23 protein-coding genes are annotated in these 19,318 nt (G+C 65.0%); 13 read left to right on the top strand and 10 right to left on the bottom strand.

What is annotated here, in order from left to right; translation table 11 throughout:
- Nucleotides 1-139: 139 nt before the first annotated feature.
- Complete coding sequence (locus tag H5P29_RS26940) at nucleotides 140-430, top strand: DUF1127 domain-containing protein (RefSeq protein WP_067965178.1); 291 nt, start codon at nucleotides 140-142, stop codon at nucleotides 428-430.
- Nucleotides 431-571: 141 nt separating this feature from the next.
- Here H5P29_RS26940 and H5P29_RS26935 read toward each other — a convergent pair whose 3' ends face one another.
- From H5P29_RS26935 to H5P29_RS26910, 6 genes are all read right to left on the bottom strand, one after another.
- On the bottom strand, nucleotides 572-922 hold the full coding sequence (locus H5P29_RS26935) for a DoxX family protein (RefSeq protein WP_154385342.1): 351 nt from the start codon (nucleotides 920-922) through the stop codon (nucleotides 572-574).
- A 10-nt stretch (nucleotides 923-932) separates the two neighbouring features.
- Nucleotides 933-1,286, bottom strand: a complete 354-nt coding sequence (locus H5P29_RS26930; RefSeq protein ID WP_154385343.1) for a VOC family protein — start codon at nucleotides 1,284-1,286, stop codon at nucleotides 933-935.
- 85 nt (nucleotides 1,287-1,371) lie between these two features.
- Nucleotides 1,372-2,157 carry a helix-turn-helix domain-containing protein gene (locus tag H5P29_RS26925; protein ID WP_067965172.1) on the bottom strand — a complete coding sequence of 262 codons (786 nt, stop codon included), beginning with the start codon at nucleotides 2,155-2,157 and terminating at the stop codon, nucleotides 1,372-1,374.
- Between the two features lie 54 nt (nucleotides 2,158-2,211).
- The gene (locus tag H5P29_RS26920; RefSeq protein ID WP_067965169.1) at nucleotides 2,212-3,120 is read right to left on the bottom strand and encodes a DUF937 domain-containing protein; all 909 of its coding nucleotides are present in this window, start codon (nucleotides 3,118-3,120) and stop codon (nucleotides 2,212-2,214) included.
- Between the two features lie 77 nt (nucleotides 3,121-3,197).
- Entirely contained in the window at nucleotides 3,198-4,571 is a 1,374-nt protein-coding gene (locus H5P29_RS26915) for a glutamate--cysteine ligase (protein WP_154385344.1), read from the bottom strand.
- Between the two features lie 169 nt (nucleotides 4,572-4,740).
- The gene (locus tag H5P29_RS26910) at nucleotides 4,741-5,337 is read right to left on the bottom strand and encodes a TetR/AcrR family transcriptional regulator (RefSeq protein ID WP_154385394.1); all 597 of its coding nucleotides are present in this window, start codon (nucleotides 5,335-5,337) and stop codon (nucleotides 4,741-4,743) included.
- A 78-nt stretch (nucleotides 5,338-5,415) separates the two neighbouring features.
- Between H5P29_RS26910 and H5P29_RS26905 the strand changes: the two genes are divergently transcribed.
- Nucleotides 5,416-6,324, top strand: a complete 909-nt coding sequence (locus H5P29_RS26905; RefSeq protein WP_154385345.1) for an alpha/beta fold hydrolase — start codon at nucleotides 5,416-5,418, stop codon at nucleotides 6,322-6,324.
- Between the two features lie 3 nt (nucleotides 6,325-6,327).
- Here H5P29_RS26905 and H5P29_RS26900 read toward each other — a convergent pair whose 3' ends face one another.
- Both H5P29_RS26900 and H5P29_RS26895 read right to left on the bottom strand, forming a co-directional pair.
- Nucleotides 6,328-7,059 carry a 16S rRNA (uracil(1498)-N(3))-methyltransferase gene (locus H5P29_RS26900; RefSeq protein WP_154385346.1) on the bottom strand — a complete coding sequence of 244 codons (732 nt, stop codon included), beginning with the start codon at nucleotides 7,057-7,059 and terminating at the stop codon, nucleotides 6,328-6,330.
- Nucleotides 7,060-7,090: 31 nt separating this feature from the next.
- Nucleotides 7,091-7,759 carry a hypothetical protein gene (locus H5P29_RS26895; protein WP_154385347.1) on the bottom strand — a complete coding sequence of 223 codons (669 nt, stop codon included), beginning with the start codon at nucleotides 7,757-7,759 and terminating at the stop codon, nucleotides 7,091-7,093.
- Nucleotides 7,760-7,835: 76 nt separating this feature from the next.
- Here H5P29_RS26895 and H5P29_RS26890 point away from each other — a divergent pair, with 76 nt between their 5' ends.
- A complete protein-coding gene (locus H5P29_RS26890) occupies nucleotides 7,836-8,534 on the top strand; it encodes a type 1 glutamine amidotransferase (RefSeq protein WP_067965163.1) in 699 nt (232 codons plus the stop codon).
- A gap of 285 nt (nucleotides 8,535-8,819) precedes the next feature.
- Nucleotides 8,820-8,960 carry a hypothetical protein gene (locus H5P29_RS26885; RefSeq protein WP_165915765.1) on the top strand — a complete coding sequence of 47 codons (141 nt, stop codon included), beginning with the start codon at nucleotides 8,820-8,822 and terminating at the stop codon, nucleotides 8,958-8,960.
- A gap of 1 nt (nucleotide 8,961) precedes the next feature.
- Here H5P29_RS26885 and H5P29_RS26880 read toward each other — a convergent pair whose 3' ends face one another.
- Together H5P29_RS26880 and H5P29_RS26875 are read right to left on the bottom strand one after the other, a co-directional pair.
- Nucleotides 8,962-9,702: a metallophosphoesterase family protein gene (locus H5P29_RS26880; protein ID WP_246787005.1), complete on the bottom strand. Its 741-nt coding sequence runs from the start codon at nucleotides 9,700-9,702 to the stop codon at nucleotides 8,962-8,964.
- Nucleotides 9,699-10,493, bottom strand: a complete 795-nt coding sequence (locus H5P29_RS26875; RefSeq protein ID WP_067965161.1) for an FCD domain-containing protein — start codon at nucleotides 10,491-10,493, stop codon at nucleotides 9,699-9,701. The genes H5P29_RS26880 and H5P29_RS26875 overlap by 4 nt, the downstream gene beginning before the upstream one ends.
- Before the next feature lie 195 nt (nucleotides 10,494-10,688).
- Here H5P29_RS26875 and H5P29_RS26870 point away from each other — a divergent pair, with 195 nt between their 5' ends.
- The 9 genes from H5P29_RS26870 to H5P29_RS26830 all read left to right on the top strand — a co-directional run bounded on the left by H5P29_RS26870 (nucleotide 10,689) and on the right by H5P29_RS26830 (nucleotide 19,293).
- Nucleotides 10,689-12,011: a DUF3422 family protein gene (locus tag H5P29_RS26870; RefSeq protein WP_067965160.1), complete on the top strand. Its 1,323-nt coding sequence runs from the start codon at nucleotides 10,689-10,691 to the stop codon at nucleotides 12,009-12,011.
- 169 nt (nucleotides 12,012-12,180) lie between these two features.
- The gene (locus H5P29_RS26865; RefSeq protein ID WP_067965158.1) at nucleotides 12,181-13,677 is read left to right on the top strand and encodes an FAD-linked oxidase C-terminal domain-containing protein; all 1,497 of its coding nucleotides are present in this window, start codon (nucleotides 12,181-12,183) and stop codon (nucleotides 13,675-13,677) included.
- Nucleotides 13,677-14,255 carry a hypothetical protein gene (locus H5P29_RS26860; RefSeq protein WP_067965155.1) on the top strand — a complete coding sequence of 193 codons (579 nt, stop codon included), beginning with the start codon at nucleotides 13,677-13,679 and terminating at the stop codon, nucleotides 14,253-14,255. Before H5P29_RS26865 ends, H5P29_RS26860 begins: the two co-directional genes overlap by 1 nt.
- Nucleotides 14,256-14,406: 151 nt before the next feature.
- Nucleotides 14,407-14,763: an endonuclease domain-containing protein gene (locus tag H5P29_RS26855; RefSeq protein WP_371818592.1), complete on the top strand. Its 357-nt coding sequence runs from the start codon at nucleotides 14,407-14,409 to the stop codon at nucleotides 14,761-14,763.
- A 199-nt stretch (nucleotides 14,764-14,962) separates the two neighbouring features.
- Complete coding sequence (glcE, locus tag H5P29_RS26850) at nucleotides 14,963-16,216, top strand: glycolate oxidase subunit GlcE (protein ID WP_067965152.1); 1,254 nt, start codon at nucleotides 14,963-14,965, stop codon at nucleotides 16,214-16,216.
- Nucleotides 16,213-16,590: a DUF4870 domain-containing protein gene (locus H5P29_RS26845; protein ID WP_067965150.1), complete on the top strand. Its 378-nt coding sequence runs from the start codon at nucleotides 16,213-16,215 to the stop codon at nucleotides 16,588-16,590. Before glcE ends, H5P29_RS26845 begins: the two co-directional genes overlap by 4 nt.
- Nucleotides 16,591-16,616: 26 nt before the next feature.
- Complete coding sequence (gene glcF, locus H5P29_RS26840) at nucleotides 16,617-17,942, top strand: glycolate oxidase subunit GlcF (protein WP_067965148.1); 1,326 nt, start codon at nucleotides 16,617-16,619, stop codon at nucleotides 17,940-17,942.
- A 145-nt stretch (nucleotides 17,943-18,087) separates the two neighbouring features.
- Nucleotides 18,088-18,399, top strand: a complete 312-nt coding sequence (locus H5P29_RS26835; protein ID WP_067965146.1) for a putative quinol monooxygenase — start codon at nucleotides 18,088-18,090, stop codon at nucleotides 18,397-18,399.
- A 93-nt stretch (nucleotides 18,400-18,492) separates the two neighbouring features.
- A complete protein-coding gene (locus tag H5P29_RS26830) occupies nucleotides 18,493-19,293 on the top strand; it encodes a L,D-transpeptidase (RefSeq protein ID WP_067967038.1) in 801 nt (266 codons plus the stop codon).
- Nucleotides 19,294-19,318: the final 25 nt, after the last annotated feature.

Below are 19,318 nucleotides of genomic sequence, written 5' to 3'. Positions count from 1 at the left end.
ACATTCGTTGGATTAATCAATACGGCGATGGCAATCTCGCATTGTCCACATGAGGCATGTGAATCGGAACCGGGGCGGCGGCTGAAGGAGCGTCGACCGGAACGGGACCCGTTTGTCCCTGATCTGAGAGGAGATCGTCATGACCACGCTCGACCATTCCACTGAGACGACGCATTCCGCGACGCGGCCGGTGAATGCGATGCGTATCGTCAACTACACCGCCGATCTCTTCCGTGCCTGGAAAAATCGCCGCGCCTTCTATCGCCTCGGCGAATTGAGCGACACCGAACTCGCCGATGTCGGCCTGACCCGCGGCGACCTGTGCGTGGCTGTCGACCTGCCGTTCGCCTCCGATCCGACCGTGCGTCTTCGCTCGATCAGGCAGGCGCGCAGCGAGAACATCGAAGTGATGGCGCGTCGCGTCGCATAGCCGAAATCTGCTTTCGCAGGCTCCCCACTCCCAGCCGGTCCCCGCCGGCCTCGCCTGCACGCTGCCCGGTCCTCCCAGGACCGGGCTTTTTCGTATTTTGGGACGCTCCTCCGGCATCCAGATCAGATTTGTGCCGCCCTTCTAAGCTGTCGCGGCAAGCAGGAGGCTGCCGACGACGGCGACGTTGATGATGAAGGCCGAGCGCAAGGCTTGTCTTTCCATGCCCGAATAGCGCCAGAAATTGAGCGCCATCAGTGACGCGGCGATGGTGAACAGGATCAGCGCCACGGCCGCGTAGGGGCGCATGACGCCCATTGCCAGGCACAGGCCGGCAACGATCTCGACGACCGAACCCAGGGCAAGCAGACCTTGCGCCGCAGGCAGGCCCTTGTCTGCGAGCATGCCTGAGACCATGCGGAAATTCCAGAAATGCTCAGTGCCGGCGCAGACGAAGACGCCGCCCAACAGAATGAAGCCGAGGCTTGCGACCATTATCGCCACCTCAGTTCGCCGACCACACCGCCAGTTCGTAGCCGTCGGGATCGGTAAAGTGGAAGCGCCGCCCGCCGGGGAATTCGAACACGGGCTTGACGATCCTGGCGCCGGCGGCCTCCAGTCGGCTTTGGGTTGCGGCGAGATCGTCGGCATAGAGGATGACCAGCGGCCCGCCCGACCTGACCGGACCGCCTGTCGTCAGTCCCCCGGTCAGGCGGCCGTCGGTAAACTCGCAATAGGTCGGACCGTAGTCGGTGAAGCTCCAGCCGAAGGCCTTGCCGTAGAACTCACGCGACCGCGCAATGTCGCTGACGTTGAACTCGATGTTGTCGATCCGGCGATCGTTTCCGCTCGTGCCCATGGCAATTCTCCTGCGTTTCGTGGGATCGCCGCCGATAGCTGACGGGGCGGCGGGAATCTTGAACGAAACGGCCAGTTGGCCCCAGTCAACCAGTGATCTGGCGCACGAAGCTCCCGGCGGTCATGCCGCACAGCGCCTGGATTTCGCGGCCGAGATGCGCCTGGTCGGCATAGCCGGCCTCATAGGCAAGGCCTGCCATGGCCTGCTTGCCTTGCGCGCGCACCAGGGACAGGAAGTTCTGGAAACGCAGGATGCGGTCGAGCGTCTTCGGTCCATAGCCGAAATAGTCGTGGCTGCGCCGCCTCAGCGTGCGCTCGCTGATGTCAAGCCGTTCCACCAGCAACGAAATCCTGCCGCCGATTTCATCCGATCCCGATGCCATTGCCGCAAAGATCGCGCCTGCGCCCTGCGCCGGGCGCTCCAGGTCCGGCAACTGCTTGAGCAGCTGTTGCTGCAGCACGGCAGCCTGCCGTTCGATGGTTGGCGCCTCGCCGATTCGCAGACACAGCTCTCGGGCTACACCAGGATTCCAGACGTCGGCGAGATCGACCGCCTGGCCGACGATTGCGCTCATCGGTGTGCGCAACCAGCGCAGCGCCGCGCCTGGCCGGAAGCGGATGCCGAGCACCGTCGTTCCGCCATGCAACTCGGGACTGGCGGCAACGATGTCGGGCCCGACCACCATCAGCCGTCCGTCTTTCCACAACAGGTCGACGCAGCCGTCCGGAACGACCGCGACCGGGCCGACATGATCGTCAGGGATGGCGTTGGTCCATACGCATTGGAAATGCGCGTCGAGGTCCGGCATCGGAGCCTGCTCGTCATAATGCCCGAGGCAATTGGCGAGCACCGGCACCGTCGACCTGTTCACGCTGCTACAAGCTGAAGCCTCAGGCGAGGTTCGCATCGACCGTCAGGCCTTAGCTCAGCGATACCTGTCCATGCCCTTGCTGAACTGCTCGAAGATCGACTCGACGCCCTTCTGGTAGTCGTCGCGCTGCTGGCTGCCGGTTTCGAACATCTTGCCGAACAGGTCGTCATAGGGATTGCGCGGCCGGCCGCTCGGATTGGCCTGCGGCTGCGGCTGTCGCGCCTGTGGTTGCGGGTCCGGCTGGGCGCGGCCTCCGCCCAGCATCTCCTCGAAGATCTTGCCGAGCGGGTTGTCGCCATAGGGGCTCTGCTGCGGCGCCTGCTGGCGCGGCGATGGTTGCGGCTGACCCAGGCCGCCGCCGAACATGTCTTTCAGCACCTTGCCGAACGGGTTGTCGAAGGGATCGGGCGCCTGGGTCTGCTGCGGCGCCTGGCGAGGCTGCTGCCCGCCGCCCATCATGCCGCCACCCTGCCTCATCATCTGCTCGATGATCTCGCCGAGCGGGTTGTTGCTGCCGCCCATGCCGCTCGCCGCCTGCATCTGCCCGGTCGACTGCTTGAACAGTCCGCCCATGATCATCGAGGCGATGACAGGCAGCATCTGCTTGAGCACTTCCTGGCCGATTCCGGTCGCCTGCGCCGCCTGGCCGGCGACCGCACGCGACAGCTCCTTGGAGCCGAACAGGTGACCGAGGATGCCGTTGCCTTCATCGACGCCCTGGGGCGAGAAGGCGCGGGATGCGTCCTCGAAATATTTGGCATGCTGGCCGCTCGCCATCGCCTGCAGGAAGGAACCCAAGCCATAGGGGTCGGAGGCATTGCGCTTCAGCCCCTGGCTGAATGCCGGCATCAGCGCTTCGATCGCCGATTGTGTCTGCTGCTGGCTCAGCCCGAACTGGCGCGACAGCGCCTCCATGCCGTTGCCGTTCTGGGCATTGGCCAGCATCTCGAACAGTGGCAGCATTTTTTCCTCCTCAGGAGCTTGAGCCGAGGAGAAACGTAGAGCGTTTCCAGCGCCTATTGAAGGGGTTATCGGAACCCCTAGTAGGCGTATTCCAGGAATGCAGGCTCGATCGAACCGCCCCAGCGCGTGTTGTAGGCGTTGAGCATTTCCTCCGCACTCGTCGTGCCACGCGCGATCACCTCGTCGAGCGTGTTGATGAAGCCGGATTCGTCGACACCTTCGCGGTTCTTGCGGCCGCGGTTGACCAGCCCCTGGCGCGACAGCGCCAGCACTTCACGGCCGATCTCACGCAAAGTGGCGTTGCGGAACGGTGCCGCAATGCCTTGCTCGGGCACGGCGTCGCGCATCGCCAGAACTTCGGCGTAGGTCCAGTTGCGGGTGAGTTCTTCGGCGGCATCGAGCGTTGCCGGATCGTAGAGAAGCCCGACCCAGAAAGCGGGAAGGGCGCAGATGCGGCGCCACGGGCCGCCATCGGCGCCGCGCATTTCGAGGAAGCGCTTGAGGCGCACGTCAGGGAACAAGGTCGACAGGTGGTTGGCCCAGTCGCCCATCGTCGGCATCCCCTGGGGGATCTCGTTGCGCGCCGCGCCATTCATGAACTGGCGGAAGGTGATGTGGGTCATGTCGCGGTACTGCTCGTCACGAATGACGAAATACATCGGCACGTCGAGCGCCCATTCGACATAGTCGGCAAAGCCGAACTCGGGCGAGAAGCAGAATTCGAGCAGGCCGGAGCGCTGATTGTCGGTGTCGCGCCAGATGTCGCCGCGCCAGCTCTGCATGCCGTTGGGACGGCCGTCGGTGAAGGGCGAGTTGGCGAACAGCGCCGTCGACAGCGGCTGCAGCTTGAGCGACACCTGCATCTTGCGACGCATGTCGGCTTCGCTCTCGAAGTCGAGATTCACCTGGATGGTGCAGGTCCGGTACATCATGTCGAGGCCCTTGGTGCCGACCTTCGGCATGTAGGCGGTCATGATGTCGTAGCGCGATTTCGGCATGCGCGGCGTTTCGGCCAGCGTCCATTTCGGGCTGCCGCCGAGGCCGAGGAAGCGGATGCCGAGCGGCTCGGCGATTTCGCGCAATTGCGCCAGATGGGCGTTGCCCTCGCGACAGGTCTGGTGGATCGTCTCCAGCGGCGCGCCGGAAAGCTCGAACTGTCCGCCCGGCTCGAGCGAGATCGCGCCCTGGCCGGTCGGCTCGACGAGGCCGATGATGCGCCCGGCATCGATGATCGGATCCCAGCCAAGCGTCTTCTGCATGCCTTCGAGCAGCGCGCGGATGCCGCGATCGCCGCCATAGGGAACCGGTGCGTTGCCGTCGACATAGAACGGGAATTTCTCGTGCTCGGTGCCGATCCGCCACTTGTCGCGCGGCTTGTTGCCGGCTGCGAGATAGTCGACGAGTTCGTCCATCCCCTCGATAGGCCGGAAATCGGTGGTGTCGCGCGCCATGTATGCTTCTCCTGAAGGCGGAAGGACCGCGGGCGCTTGATGGACGATCCAGCGCTCGCCGATCAAGCGAAAAATCCTGAGCCTTCGTCAACAGGAATTGATCGTTTCGGGTGGCGATAGTGAAATGTTGATGCTTGGAATTATCCGGTTGCGGACTGCACGTCCCAAATCAGCGGTTTTCGCGACCGGTTTGGGCTAACGCTGATTTCACCAGCGTCGCCGCTGCTTCCCCGGCCGTTTCCATATAGGAGGCGTCGCGGTTGAGCAGGACGACGGCAAAACAGCCGTCCAGCAACAGAATGATCTGGCGCGCCAAAAGCTCCGGCGAGCGGACGCCCTCGGCGGCGAAGGCGCTGGCCAGCCAGACCTCGACGCGCTTCTTGTGCGCGATCCCGGTCTTGATCGCAGGGTGTCCGGGCATGTCGGCCAGTTCTGCCGCCGTGCGCAGATAGCCGCAGCCCTTCCATCTGGGATGCCGCGCGGCCTCGGCGAGGTTTTGGAAGATCGCCCGAATCTTCTGATCGATCCCGCCCTCGGCCTCACCGAACCAGCGCTGGAACAGCGCCAGATTGGGCTGGTCGCGGCCGTCGAGATAGGCAGCGATCAACTCGTCCTTGCTCTGGAAGTGATAATAGAGCGTGCGCTTGGTGAGGCCCGACTTCTCGGCCACGGCATCGACGCTGACGGCACGGATGCCCTCGCCATAAAACAGCTTCGATGCCGCATCGACGATGCGCTCGCGCGTTGGCTTCCCTGAGGTCCTCATCATGAAAGTATACCGACTAGTGAGTGTAACTGGAAAGACGAATTCGCTAGTGCTGAAGGGCGGAAAGCGAGGTCCACCATGTCGATTGCGGTTTTGGTGAGTGAGCCCAGAGCGATCGAGGTCGTCTGCGCCGATGGCGTCGTGCTGCGTGGCCACATCTGGCCGCACGCGCGAGGCGACAAGGCCGGGACCGTCATCGTCAATCCGGCGACCGGCGTGCTTGCCAGCTACTATCATCGCTATGCAATGTTTCTCGCTGGTCGCGGCTTCGACGTCGTCACCTATGACTATCGCGGCATCGGTGCTTCGCGCATGACGCGCCTGCGCGGTTGCGGCCATCGCTGGCGCGACTGGGGCGAACGCGATTTCGAAGCGGTGCTGCGTCTGGCCAGGCGCCTCGATCCAGGCGCGCCCTTGATGGTGGTTGGGCACAGCATCGGTGGCGCCTTGCCGGGTCTGGCCGAGTCCGCAACCGGCATCACCCGCATGCTCACCGTTGGTGCGCAATATGCCTATTGGCGCGACTATGCCGCCGCCCACCGCCCGAGGCTGTTTCTCAAATGGCATGTGGCCATGCCCGTCATCACGGCCCTCTGCGGTTACTTCCCTGGCAAGCGGCTCGGCTGGCTGGAAGATCTGCCCAAAGGGGTCGCCAACGAGTGGAGCTTTCGTGGTGCGCGCATCGAGCTGAGTCACCCCGAGGCGGAACGAGGCGATGTCCTCCGTCGCTTTGCTTCGATTTCCGCGCCCATCCTGGCCGTTGGCCTTACCGACGACGAGATAGGCACGCCGCAGGCCATCAGACGTGCGCTCGGCTATTACACCGGGGCGAAGCCGACCCAGCTACTGCTGTCGCCTGGAGATTTCGATCGGCCGGCGATCGGCCATTTCGGCCTGTTCCACAGCCGCCACGCGCCTGATTTCTGGCTCGACACGCTTTTGTGGCTGCGCGACGGCATCAACCCATGGCCGGGCAAGGTTCTCTGACGACTACCAGTCACCGATCGTTGCCTGGATGACGGCAAGGGCCGCCACCGCCGCCGTGTCGGCGCGCAGGATGCGCGGCCCCAGCGGAATGGCAGTGACAAAGGGCAAAGCGCGCAGCATGCGGCGCTCGTCGTCGGAGAAGCCGCCCTCCGGCCCGACCAGCAGGGCGAGCTTGCGTTCCTTAATGGCCTGCAAGGCAGCCGTCGGATTGTTGGTCGAGGCGTCCTCGTCGCAGAAGATCAGCCGCCGTTCCTTGTCCCAGCCTGAGAGCAGCTGCTCCAGCTTCACCGCCTCGCGCACCTCGGGTATGGCCAGGATGCCACATTGTTCGGCGGCTTCCACGGCGTTCGCCCGCAGGCGGTCGATGCCTGGCTTCATCTGCGTGTGCTGGGTGATGACGGGCACCATCGTGCCGGCGCCCATCTCGACGGCCTTCTGCACGAGATAATCGAGCCGGCCGACCTTGAGCGGCGCAAAGCAGTAGACCAGGTCGGGATGCACTGGCTGCGGCCGCTGGATCTCGAGAACCTCGAGCCGCACCGCCTTCTTGGTCTTGCCGGCTATCCGTGCCGACCACTCGCCGTCGCGGCCATTGAACAGCAATACCTCAGCGCCTTCGCCGAGGCGAAGCACATGGGCAAGATAGTGGCTCTGCTGCGGATCGGCGTCGAAGGCCGCGCCGGAAGCGAGGTCATCAGCCACGAACAGCCGTTGCATCTTGTAGTTTGCGCGCATGGCCGAGCAATGCGGTAGGCGGCGGCTAGGGTCAAGGGACAGCTTCTGCCGAAAGCCGCTCGGCGCTCGGGTGCCATTCCGGGGAATAACCCTGGCGCAGCACCTCCAGCGTCGTCGCCGGCGTGACGATGCACATGTCGGTGTCGGCAATCTCGTCGAAGCCGAGTGCCGCATCGTAGCCGCCAAAGCTCCAGCGCAGCGCCTTGCCGCCGCGCACGGCATAGTCTGAAGCGCCGTCCGAAAACATCGCCCCGTCGGGCAACAGGTGCAGCCCATGCCGGTCCAGCTCGACCGGCTGGCCACCCGAAGCCAGCCGCTCCCGGTGAAGTCGCCCATCCATCTCGCCGACCTTCGGATCGTCGGTGCCAAAGGCGCTGGAATAGGCTGCGGCAAAGGCCTTGGCGCGCTGGCGCCGGCAATAGAAGCAGGGCCTGTGCCCGGCGGCCAGCGCCGTCACCTCGTCGAGAAAGAACAGCTCGGTCCAGCCGGTCTTGCCGCCGGGACGATTGCGCCCCATCGGCACCCGGCGCACGTTCTTGAAGTCGAGCGCGCAGGTGAGCCACGCCTTGGTCGCCCAGCGCCGGCTGAGCAAGCTCCTTGTTTCGGGGTCGTGGATGATGCCGCGATTGCCGGTGAACATGCCGCGCTCCGGCGTGGCGTGGATCTCGCCGAAAGGGTCGACGCGGTTCTGCAGTGGCATAGCCGATCCTTCTTGGCTGCGTGGCAAGCCGCATGATAGGGCTCGCCGCAACTTTGTCACCGCCGGAAAGGCCGAGATGCGCGTCCTCGTTGTCCAGAATTATGCAGGCACCGGCCTTGGTCAGGTTGGCGATGCCCTTGCCGAAGTCGAGGCCACGATCGACCAGTGCAACGCCCATCTTGGCGATGCCTTGCCCGCGAACGCCGACGGCCATGACGCGATGATCATGCTCGGCGGCGGCCAGAATGCCCGTGACGATGCGCATTCGCCTTATTTTCCCGAACTGCTCGAACTGGCGCGCGACTTCGTCGAACGGGACAAGGCCGTGCTCGGCATCTGCCTCGGCGGCCAACTCCTGGCGCGTGCCTTCGGCGGTCACAACCGGATCGGCGGCTCGACCGAATTCGGCTGGCACGGCATTACCTTGACCGACGAGGCCCAGGACGATCTCGTCTTCAGCGACCTGCCCCTGCGTTTCCCGATCTTCCAGTGGCACGACGACACCTTCACCTTGCCGGAGGATGCGGTGCGGCTCGCCGGCAGTTCGGTCACCGGCAACCAGGCTTTCCGCATCGGTCGCGCCGGTTATGGCATCCAGTTCCATTTCGAGGCCGACCGGTCGCTGGTGCGTGAATGGAACGAGGCTTTTGCCGAGACCATCGCCAGCCGCCACCCCGACTGGCCCGAACGGCACGAGGTCGAAGCCGCCCGCGACGGTCCCGAAGCCGATGCGGTCGGCCTGACGCTGGCCCGCGCCTGGGTCGCCGCCATCTGACGGCGGCAACGCCGGTCCAGTGACATTTTTGGCACGTCGGACAAAAACCGCTGTGCATAGTCATATGCCTGCTGGATTGTGCCCGGAAGCCTTTCTAAAGACAGCCCGGCGCCAGCTGGCGATGGTATCGCGAATGAACCATCTCCGAGTGCAGCGCGACACAAGCCCGATACAGAACCACCCTAGAAGCACGGCCGTGATGCTGCGCGACTGCGGTGAAGCATAAACTTTTCGGAAACTTATTCGTAACTCCGTTCGTGCAGGATGCAGGAAGCTCAACCTGAGATGACTCCCTTGAAAGCAGCGCTTCTGTCCTTCGCCATGCTGTCGGCAATCGTGCTCGGCGGCTTCGGGATTTATGCCGCGGATGCCGCGGCCGACCATCATGCGGTCGACGGCTACGGCGTCACCGCAGCCGCCCGCTAAGTCAGGCCATTCGCACCGACATCAGTCGTTTTTCCGAGCCGTCGATGACGAGCGCGGTCAACACGCCTGAGTGGAACACGCCGGTGTCGACATTGACACGGTTGGCCAGCACTTCGGGCTCCGCCTGCGGTGTGTGCCCGTGCACGACGACCTTCGGGTGCAGCCCGGGATGACGCAGGAATTCGTTGCGGATCCAGATGAGGTCCTCTGGATCCTGCCGATCCAAGGCGACACCAGGGCGAATGCCGGCGTGGCAGAAGAAGAAATCGCCGAACGACGCCGACCGGGGCAGGGCGCGCAGGAAGCGTTGGTGGCCGTCCGGCACAGCCGCCGCCAGTTCGCGATGGCCTCGCGCGAGCGAGGAGGCGTAGTCGACATGCAGATCCACGCCATATGACCGGGCGGTGTCGCGACCACCATGGCAGGCGAACAGGCCGGCCGGGTCCGGCTCGGTGAGGAAATCGAGGAAGCCGACGTCGTGATTTCCTGCCAGCACGATGTTGCGCGGGTCGCGCTCAACAGCTGCCATCAGGAACCCGATCACGCCAGCGCTGTCTGGCCCACGGTCAACGAGGTCACCGAGATGGACGATGCGCCAGTCCGCCGGCTTGTCGCGCGCGATCTCGCCGGCAATGCGCTCATGCATGTCGCGCAGCAGGTCGAGATGGCCGTGAATGTCGCCGATGGCGTAGATGCGGATACCGTCCGGGCCGCGGGCGTCGAGGTAATGTATTCCAGTCACGACTTTCTGCTCGTTTCGGTGCTGTCGGTGCGCTGACGGAGCCTGAGCCGTGAGATGCGCTGCCAGTCGCCGCTGCGCTCGGCCTCGGCCATGGCACGCTCCAGATAGGTGATGTGGTCCATCGCCGCCTTGCGCGCCGCAGCGGGATCGCCAGCGACGACCGCGCGATGGATCGCCTTGTGCTGCTCGAGCAGCACGTCGCGCGTGCCGCTGACGGTGAACACCACCAGGCGGTTGGTGAACACGCCATCCGACAGCAGCCTGTAGCACGAGCGCAATGTGTGCAGCAGGATGATGTTGTGGGCGCATTCGCCGACAGCATGATGGAACTCGACGTCGATCGCGCCTTCTTCCGCCGGGTCGGCGCGCCTATGCGCCGCCTCCATCCGCGCCACGATGCCGTCGAGCAAGGCGAGGTCCTCCGCCGTCGCCCGCTGCGCCGCATATTCGGCGGCCAGCCCCTCGATCTCGCGGCGATATTCGAGATAGTCGGCTGCTGCCTTGCGGTGGTTGACGATCAGCTCCATGACAGGCTTGGAAAACACTTCGCCGATCACGTCGGCGACATAGGTGCCGCCGCCATGACGCGTCACCATCAGCCCGCGCGCTTCGAGCGTCTTCAGCGCATCGCGCAGGATCGGCCTGGAAACGTCGAACTGCTTGGCCATCTCGCGCTCGCCCGGCAGCCTGTCGCCGGCGCGCAGCACACCTTCGAGGATCAGGCTTTCGATCTGCTGCACCACCTCGTCAGCCGTGCGCGAATGCTCGATCCTGGAAAAAATGTCGCTCAATGCTGCTGTCCGGAAGCTCTGTCCTGTCCGCAAGGATAGGAGCGCGCCCCCCGACTGGTCAAATTATTTATCCAGTCCAGCGGTTCCCAGCTTGGTGCCCTGTGAGGCACAGTATCAGCTACCCCTGAAGTTGGCGTTTGCCACTGGCGGCAAACTTACCTAGAGGCAGGAGGTCTGGCATCAAGGGAGCCTGAAGTGACAGCCGAGCCGTCATCACTGGAGTTCCTGCCGCGTTCGACCGGCAGCGTCCTGGGCTTTCCGGCCCATGAGGGGCGTCCCGGTGCGCTTGGCGAGGTCCATTCGCGGCCGCATCCACTTGTCGAAAGCCCGCGCGTGCTGGTCCAGTTGTCCTTCATGACCGAGGGCGGATCCGCTGTCGACCATGCCGTGCTGTCTGAGCTGTCCCGGCGCCTCGGCATCGCCGCACCCGACCGCCAGGCGCGCCACCACGCCATGAAGTGGGGGCAGGGCACGTTGCGCTGGGAGCGCCACACCGAGTTCTCGACCTATCTGTGGGAAGGTCCGCTCGACGAAGGCGACCGCTCACACGAAGAGTCGCCCTTCGGCAACGGTTTCAGCCCGCCCGGCACGGTCATCTCGGGCATCCGGCTGGAGATCCGCAAGTGGACGCCGGCCAACGGAAAGCTGATCGCCACCTTCGATCCGACCAGCCTGTGCTACTCGCTTGTCGAAGGAGGCGCCGCCGGCATCGTCACCGATTTCCGCCAGGACGGCGACGGCATGACCCGCATCCTCATCCTCGACCGTGGCCTGACGCCGGCGCGGACCGGTGCGCTGTCGCAGCGCCTGATCGACATCGAGACCTACCGCACGCTGGCGATGCTCGGCCTGCCGATGGCGCTGTCGCTGTCCGGCCGCGTCCGTCGCATCGAGGACCGGCTTGCCCAGGCAACCCGCGAAATGAAGGCGACCGAGACGCGCGACAGCCAGGCGCTGCTCGCCGACCTCACCGAACTCGCCGCCGAGCTCGAGGCGGATGCCGCTTCGAGCCTCTACCGCTTCGGCGCCAGCAAGGCCTATGACGGCATCGTCCGCGAGCGCCTCGAAGCGCTCGAGGAGGAGGTCGTCACCGGCTACGACACCTGGGCCGGTTTCCTCAAGCGCCGCGTCGCACCCGCCATGCGCACCTGCCGTTCGGTCGAGGAGCGCCAGGCCAACCTGTCGCGTAAGCTCACCCGCGCCACCACACTCTTGCGCACCTGGGTCGATGTCGAGGTCGAGAAGCAGAATCGCGACCTGCTGGCCTCGATGAACAACCGCGCCCGCCTGCAACTGCGCCTGCAGCAGACGGTCGAGGGCCTGTCGGTCGCCGCCGTCTCCTATTATGTCGTCGGCCTCGTCGGCTACATCGCCAAGGGCGCCTCGGCCATCGACCACGCCTTTGCGCCGGAAATCGTTACGGCCGCGGCTGTGCCGCTCGCCGTCCTGCTCGTCTGGTGGGGTGTCCGTCGCGTCCGCCGCGCCCACAGCGAATCCAAGCTGCACGCGGGCGAGTAGCCGCGCCCGGCGGCAAGCGCCCAGAGCCATAGCGGAAGGTAAGGCCAGCGGCAGATTGACGCTGCGAACGCCGCGCGCCTGCGCCTCCCGGCTAACGACTTTCTTCCGATTTGCATGCATCGGCACCAACTGGTAAAAGCTTTTTACCAGTTGTCGACCGAGGTGACCGATGTCCGGCATATTGATGCCCAAGCCCGATGCGGCAACGCTTGCCCGCCGCGCCGAGATCGTCGCCGACATGCGCATCATTGTGCCGGGCGAGGGTGTGGTCGAGACGATCAACGAGATGCGCGCCTTCGAAAGCGACGGGCTGACCGCCTACCGCCAATTGCCGCTGGTCGTGGTGCTGCCAGAGACGGTCGCCCAGGTGTCGCGCCTGCTCAAATACTGCAACGAGCGCAACATCCGCGTCGTGCCGCGCGGTTCCGGCACCTCGCTGTCGGGCGGCGCGCTGCCGCTGGAAGACGCGGTTCTGCTGGTGATGAGCCGCTTCAACCGCATCCTCGAGATCGACTATCCCAACCGCACCGTCACAGCCCAACCCGGTGTCACCAATCTCGGCATCACCACATCAGTGGAACTCGACGGCTTCTACTACGCCCCCGATCCATCGTCGCAGATCGCCTGTTCCATCGGTGGCAATGTCGCCGAGAATTCGGGCGGCGTGCACTGCCTGAAATACGGGCTTACCGCCAACAATGTGCTCGGCATCGAGATGGTGCTGATGAACGGCGAGGTCGTGCGCCTCGGCGGCAAGCATCTTGACGCCGAGGGCTACGACCTGCTCGGCGTCATGACCGGTTCGGAGGGACTGCTCGGCGTCGTCACCGAGGTCACCGTCCGCATCCTCAAGAAGCCCGAGACGGCACGCGCGCTGCTGATCGGTTTTCCCTCAAGCGAAGAGGGCGGCCAATGCGTCGCCGACATCATCGGCGCCGGCATCATCCCCGGCGGCATGGAAATGATGGATGGCCCGGCAATCCGCGCCGCCGAAGATTTTGTTCATGCCGGCTATCCGCTCGAATCCGAGGCGCTTTTGATCGTCGAACTGGACGGACCCGCCGTCGAGGTCGACCACCTGATCGGCCTGGTCGAGGCGATCGCCAACCGCAACGGCGCCACCACCTGCCGCATCTCGCAGTCGGAGCAGGAGCGGCTGACCTTCTGGGCCGGTCGCAAGGCGGCATTCCCCGCTGTCGGCCGCATTTCGCCCGACTATTACTGCATGGACGGCACCATCCCGCGCAAGGAACTGCCGCGCGTGCTGGCCGGCATGCGCGAGCTGTCCGAGCAATATGGCCTCGGCGTCGCCAACGTCTTTCACGCCGGCGACGGCAATCTGCACCCGCTGATTCTCTACGATGCCAACAAGCCGGGCGAGCTCGAAAAGGCCGAGGCCTTCGGCGCCGACATCCTTCGCCTCTGCGTCAAGGTCGGCGGCGTGCTGACCGGCGAGCATGGCGTCGGCGTCGAAAAGCGCGACTTGATGCCGGAGATGTTCAACGACATCGACCTCGACCAGCAGATGCGGGTCAAATGCGCCTTCGACCCCAACCACCTGCTCAACCCGGGAAAGGTGTTCCCGCAGCTGCGCCGCTGCGCCGAGCTTGGCCGCATGCATGTCCACCGCGGGCAGGTGGCCTTTCCCGACATTCCGAGGTTCTGATGCTTTTGAAGCAGGCGACCCTCGAAGGCATCAGGCGCGGCGACATCACACTCGCCTTCCGCCGTTGGCAGAAGCCTACCGTCAAGGCTGGCACCGGCTTGCGCACGGCGATCGGCGTCGTCCGCATCGGCGCGGTCGAGCATGTTGACGAAGCGACCATCTCCGACGGCCACGCCCGCGCCGCCGGCTACGCCGATCGTGCTGCCCTGATCGACGACCTGCGCGCTGACGGCACCCTCTATCGCATCGCCTTTGACGGCATCGAGCCGGACAACAGGCTGGCGCTGCGCAAGGCGGCCGACCTCAGCGATGCCGACTGGCACGCACTCGCTGCCCGCTTCGCCAAATGGGACAGCACTTTACCAGGCTATTTCCCCTCGATCCTCCGCCTCATCGGCCAATGCCCCGAGGTGGCAGCCGCCACTCTTGCCGAACGCCTCGGCGTCGAGAAGCTGAAATTCAAGCAGGACGTGCGCAAGCTCAAGGAACTCGGCCTGACCGAGAGCCTCGACATCGGCTACCGCCTGTCCCCGCGTGGCGCGGCAACCCTCGAAAAGCTTAGGGAGCATCGGTTGTGATCGCGGTGAGGGCTTTTCCAGCATGGCTTCCTCGCCCCTCTGGGGAGAGGTGCCGAGCGCAGCGAGGCGGAGAGGGGCGATGACGCACGCGACCCGTCGCCGACCAGACGAGACAAATCGCCGTGCTCGTGCCCTCAGGCATGGCGACAACATGGCCGAGGTGTTGCTATGGGACGAGCTCAAGGCCAAGCGCCTGGGCGGCCACAAATTTGTTCGCCAGATGCCGCTGGGGCGGTACTTCGCCGACTTCGCCTGTCGAACCGCAAAGCTCGTCGTAGAACTCGACGGTTCGCAGCACACAGACAGCGATTACCATCGCCAGCGTGATGAGTTCATGCGAGGGCAGGGCTATTCGGTTCTGCGCTTCTCCAGCGCAGATGCGGCGAAGGCAAGGGCGAGCGTCTGCTCAACGAGCCTTGCAGCCCTTGCCGGACAGCTGAATGAGGGCGTTGCGGTAGCGGATCTCAGGTTCGTCCTGGCGCGACCGGAAGCGGGAGACGTTCTATGATCGGACCCCTCTCCGCCTCGCTGCGCTCGGCACCTCTCCCCAAAGGGGCGAGGAAGCCAAGACTTGCAGCGTCGCCAGTTTCGACGCCGATTCAAGCTGTCGAGCCGATACGTGGCGCGGCATTGCAGTATCTAGTTTCCTCGCCCCTCTGGGGAGAGGTGCCGAGCGCAGCGAGGCGGAGAGGGGCGACACGCACACCATGACCACCTTCACCCCCGCCACATCAGCCGACATCCTTTCCGCCGTCCAATGGGCCGCCGCCGAAGCGGCGCCGCTCGAAATCGTTGGCCATGGCTCCAAGCGGGCCATCGGCCGGCCGCAGCAGGCCGAGCACACTTTGGATCTCTCGAAGCTTACCGGCGTCACGCTCTACGAGCCGGCCGAACTGGTGCTGTCGGCCAGGGCGGGCACGCCGCTGGCCGAGATCGAGAAGCTGCTCGCCGACAACGGCCAGCGCTTCGATTTCGAGCCCATGGACTATGGTCCGCTGCTGGGCCAGGTGCCGGGACGGGGCACCATCGGTGGCGTGCTGGCGGCCAATCTCGCCGGGCCGCGCCGGCTCAAGGCGGGGGCTGCCCGCGACCATATTCTAGGTATCCAAGCCGTCTCAGGACGCGGCGAGGCCTTCAAGTCGGGTGGCCGCGTGGTCAAGAACGTCACCGGCTACGATCTGTCCAAGGCCATGGCCGGCTCCTGGGGCACGCTGGCGGTCGCGACCGACGTTACCTTCAAGGTGCTGCCGGCGGCTGAGACCGAGACCACGCTGATTGTTCGCGGCCTGCTCGACGACAACGCCGCTGCCGCCATGTCGATCGCCATGGGCTCCAGTGCCGAGGTTTCCTCTGCGGCGCACTTGCCCGAGCGCATGGCGGCACGCGTGCTTGACGGCAAGCTCGGCGGCGACCCGGCAACCTTGTTGCGGGTCGAGGGTTTCGGCCCTTCGGTTGCCTATCGCCTCGGCCAGCTCAGGCAGATGCTCGGCAATGCCGGCCCACTGGAGGAGGTCGCAGAGGATGCCTCGCGTGCACTCTGGCGTGATGTCCGCGATGTCAGGCCCTTCGTTGACGGCAGCGACAAACCTGTCTGGCGCGTCTCGATGCCGCCCGCCAACGCCCACCACATGGTGCTGGCGCTGCGCATGCAGGCGGCGTGTGATGCCTTCTATGACTGGCAGGGCGGCCTCGTCTGGCTCAGCATGGAAGGCGAGCCGGAGGCGGATCTGCTGCGCGGCCTGATCAGGCAGTTCGGCGGCGGTCATGCCACTTTGGTCCGTGCCACGCCCGCCTGGCGCGCCTCCGTGGCAGTCTTCGAGCCACAGTCGGCTGCGCTGGCGGCACTCTCAGCCCGCCTCAAGGCCGAGTTCGACCCGAAGGCGATCCTCAATCCGGGCCGCATGGTGCATTCCCCAGACTCTGCTAGCTTGGCGGCTGCCACAGAGGGAGCCATGCCATGAGCGATCCACAGCCCAACTTCACCCCGCGCCAGACCGACCGCTGGCTCGATCCGGGCCCGACCAATGTCCAGGTCATCTACATCCTCTATCTTGCCGGCCTGGTCATCGGCATCAGCGGCATCGTCGGCATCGTCCTGGCCTACATGAACCGGGGCAAGGCAGGCGGTTTTGTCGAGAGCCACTACACCTGGCTGATCCGCACCTTCTGGATCGGCCTGCTCTATGCGCTCGTATCCTTCGTGCTGATGATGGTCTTCATCGGCTTCATCCTGATGTTTGCGGTCGCCGTCTGGTTCATCGTCCGCTGCATCATGGGACTGCAGGCGCTGGGACGCGGCGAGCCGATCAAGAACCCCGAAAGCTGGCTGATCTAGCCAATTGAGAAGAGTGCGATAACGCCGTGCAGACCAATTTCACCGCAGCCCAGCTTGCCGATCCGCATGTCCAGGAATCGGAAAAGATCCTGCGCAAATGCGTGCATTGCGGCTTCTGCACGGCGACCTGCCCGACCTACGTCACCCTGGGCAACGAGTTGGACAGCCCGCGGGGAAGAATCTACCTGATCAAGGACATGCTGGAGAATGGGCGCGCGGCCGACAAGGAGATCGTCACCCATATCGACCGCTGCCTGTCGTGCCTTGCCTGCATGACCACATGCCCCTCCGGCGTGAACTACATGCATCTTGTCGACCACGCCCGCGCCCACATCGAAAAGACCTACAGGCGCCCGCTGGCCAACCGGCTGACGCGGTCACTGCTGGCGTTCGTACTGCCGCATCGCGGCCGCTTCCGCGCAGCACTCAGGCTGGCTAAGCTCGGCCGGCCCTTCGCCGATGCCTTCGACAAAGTGGCGGCGCTGAAACCCGTGGCCGCCATGCTCCGCCTCGCGCCTGCCGTGGTGCCGGCGACGTCGGCGCTGGAAAAACCGGGTGTGCACGCGCCGAAGACGACAAGGCGCGGACGCGTCGCCATCCTCACCGGCTGCGCCCAGCCGGTGCTCGAACCCGGCATCAACGAGGCGACAGTATCGCTGCTCAACCGGCTCGGCATCGAGGTCGTGGTGCCCAGGGGCGAGGGCTGCTGCGGCGCGCTCGTCCATCACATGGGCCGCGAGCAGGCAGCGCTCGATCAGGCCAGGCAGAATGTCGATGCCTGGACCCGCGAGATCGAGAATGGCGGGCTCGACGCCATTGTCATCACCGCCTCCGGCTGCGGCACCACGATCAAGGACTACGGCTTCATGCTCCGCCTCGATCCGGCCTATGCCGACAAGGCAGCGCGGGTGTCGGCCCTGGCCAAGGACGTCACCGAATATCTTGCTAACCTCGATCTGCCCGAACCGGCCCGCAAACCCGGCCTGACGGTCGCCTATCATTCGGCCTGCTCGATGCAGCACGGCCAGAAGATCACCCGTCAGCCGAAGGATTTGCTTGCCCGCGCGGGCTTCGTCGTCAAGGAACCGCGCGAAGGCCACCTGTGCTGCGGCTCGGCCGGCACCTACAACATCATGCAGCCGGAGATCTCGGCAAAGCTGCGCGAGCGCAAGGTCAAGAACATCGAGGCAACCGGGGCGGCGCTCGTCGCCACCGGCAATATCGGCTGCATCACCCAGATCGCCTCTGCCGCGAGCATGCCCGTCGTCCACACGGTGAAGCTGCTCGACTGGGCCTATGGCGGCGAAAAGCCCGCCGGGCTGCCCGAGCCGAGCCTGGCAGCGGCTGAGTGAGCACCGGGCTCGAGTGAGCAGTGGCCGGCCCGCCACGCAGGAAATCGAAGCTATTACCTCTGAGGTCATTGAAGCTGCGCGGCGCTCTGGCATTTTCCTCGCCATGCGAACGGCGCCCTGCCGGACAATTCAGAGGAAACTGGAAATGAGCGTCACTTACATCATCGGCTTCAACGTCCGCCCCGAACAGCGCAGCCGCTATCTCAAGCTGATCAATGGCGTGCTCGACGCCATGCGCCATGAGCCGATGTTCGTCAGCGCGACGCTGCACCGCGACCCGGCCGACGAAAACCGGTTCCTGCTGCACGAAACATGGGCCGATCATCAGGATGTGCTGGATGTGCAGCTCAATCGGCCCTATCGCGAGGAGTGGCACGCGGCACTGGACGAACTACTGGCGGCGCCGCGCGACATCTCGATGTGGCAGCCGATGCGCAGCGACTACAACCAGAGTTGACCAGATCAGGCGTCGCCCGGGATTGAACTCAGCGGGTGGAACATGCGAATGCTCCGTGCGTTGCAGCAGATCGAAATCGCATTGGAAGCTTCTATGTCGACATTCACCCGCCGCCGATTGCTGGCCTTGGCCGCAACCGGCGCAGCTTCGGCCGTGCTTTCGGCCTGTTCGACCACGAGCAGCCAGCGGGCGGCATCGGTGCCGGCTTTCCCTGCCGCGCCGCCGCCGCCGACAATGCGCAACGACCCGTCATTCGCCGACCCCGAGATGATGTACGCGCCGGTCAACGACAACGGCTATGACATTCCGGGCGTGCCGTTCAAGAAGATCGATCCGCGCTACTACCGCCAGGTCGTCACCGATCCGACCGGCGAAGCGCCGGGAACGGTGGTCATCGATACGGCCGGCCATTTCCTCTATGTCGTCGCCGACAATGGCGAGGCGATCCGCTACGGCGTCGGCCTTGGCCGTGCCGGTTTCGAATGGGCCGGCCGCGGCGTCATCGAATGGAAGCAGACCTGGCCGCGCTGGTTCCCGCCGAACGAGATGATCGACCGCCAGCCCGAGCTGGAAAAGTACCGCGCCCGCCAGATCCCCGGCAAGAACGAGTGGGAAGGCGGCATGCAGCCAGGCGTGCAGAACCCGCTCGGCGCGCGCGCGCTCTACATCTTCCAGGATGGCAAGGACACGCTCTATCGCCTGCACGGCTCGCCTGAATGGGCATCGATCGGCAAGTCGGTATCGTCGGGCTGCGTCCGCCTGATCAACCAGGACGTCATCGACCTCTACGGCCGCGTGCCTGACGGTACGCCGATCGTCGTCACCAATGGGCTGCAGATGGTCGCCAATCCGGTGGCGCAGCAGCCGATCCAGCAGGACAGCTGGCGGCTCTAGCGTCCGCAGGGTGGGGGCGCCGGCC

Origin of the sequence: Aminobacter sp. MDW-2, from assembly GCF_014250155.1 — a bacterium.
Taxonomy (GTDB): domain Bacteria; phylum Pseudomonadota; class Alphaproteobacteria; order Rhizobiales; family Rhizobiaceae; genus Aminobacter; species Aminobacter ciceronei.
This window is presented reverse-complemented; position numbering and strand designations above follow the sequence as displayed.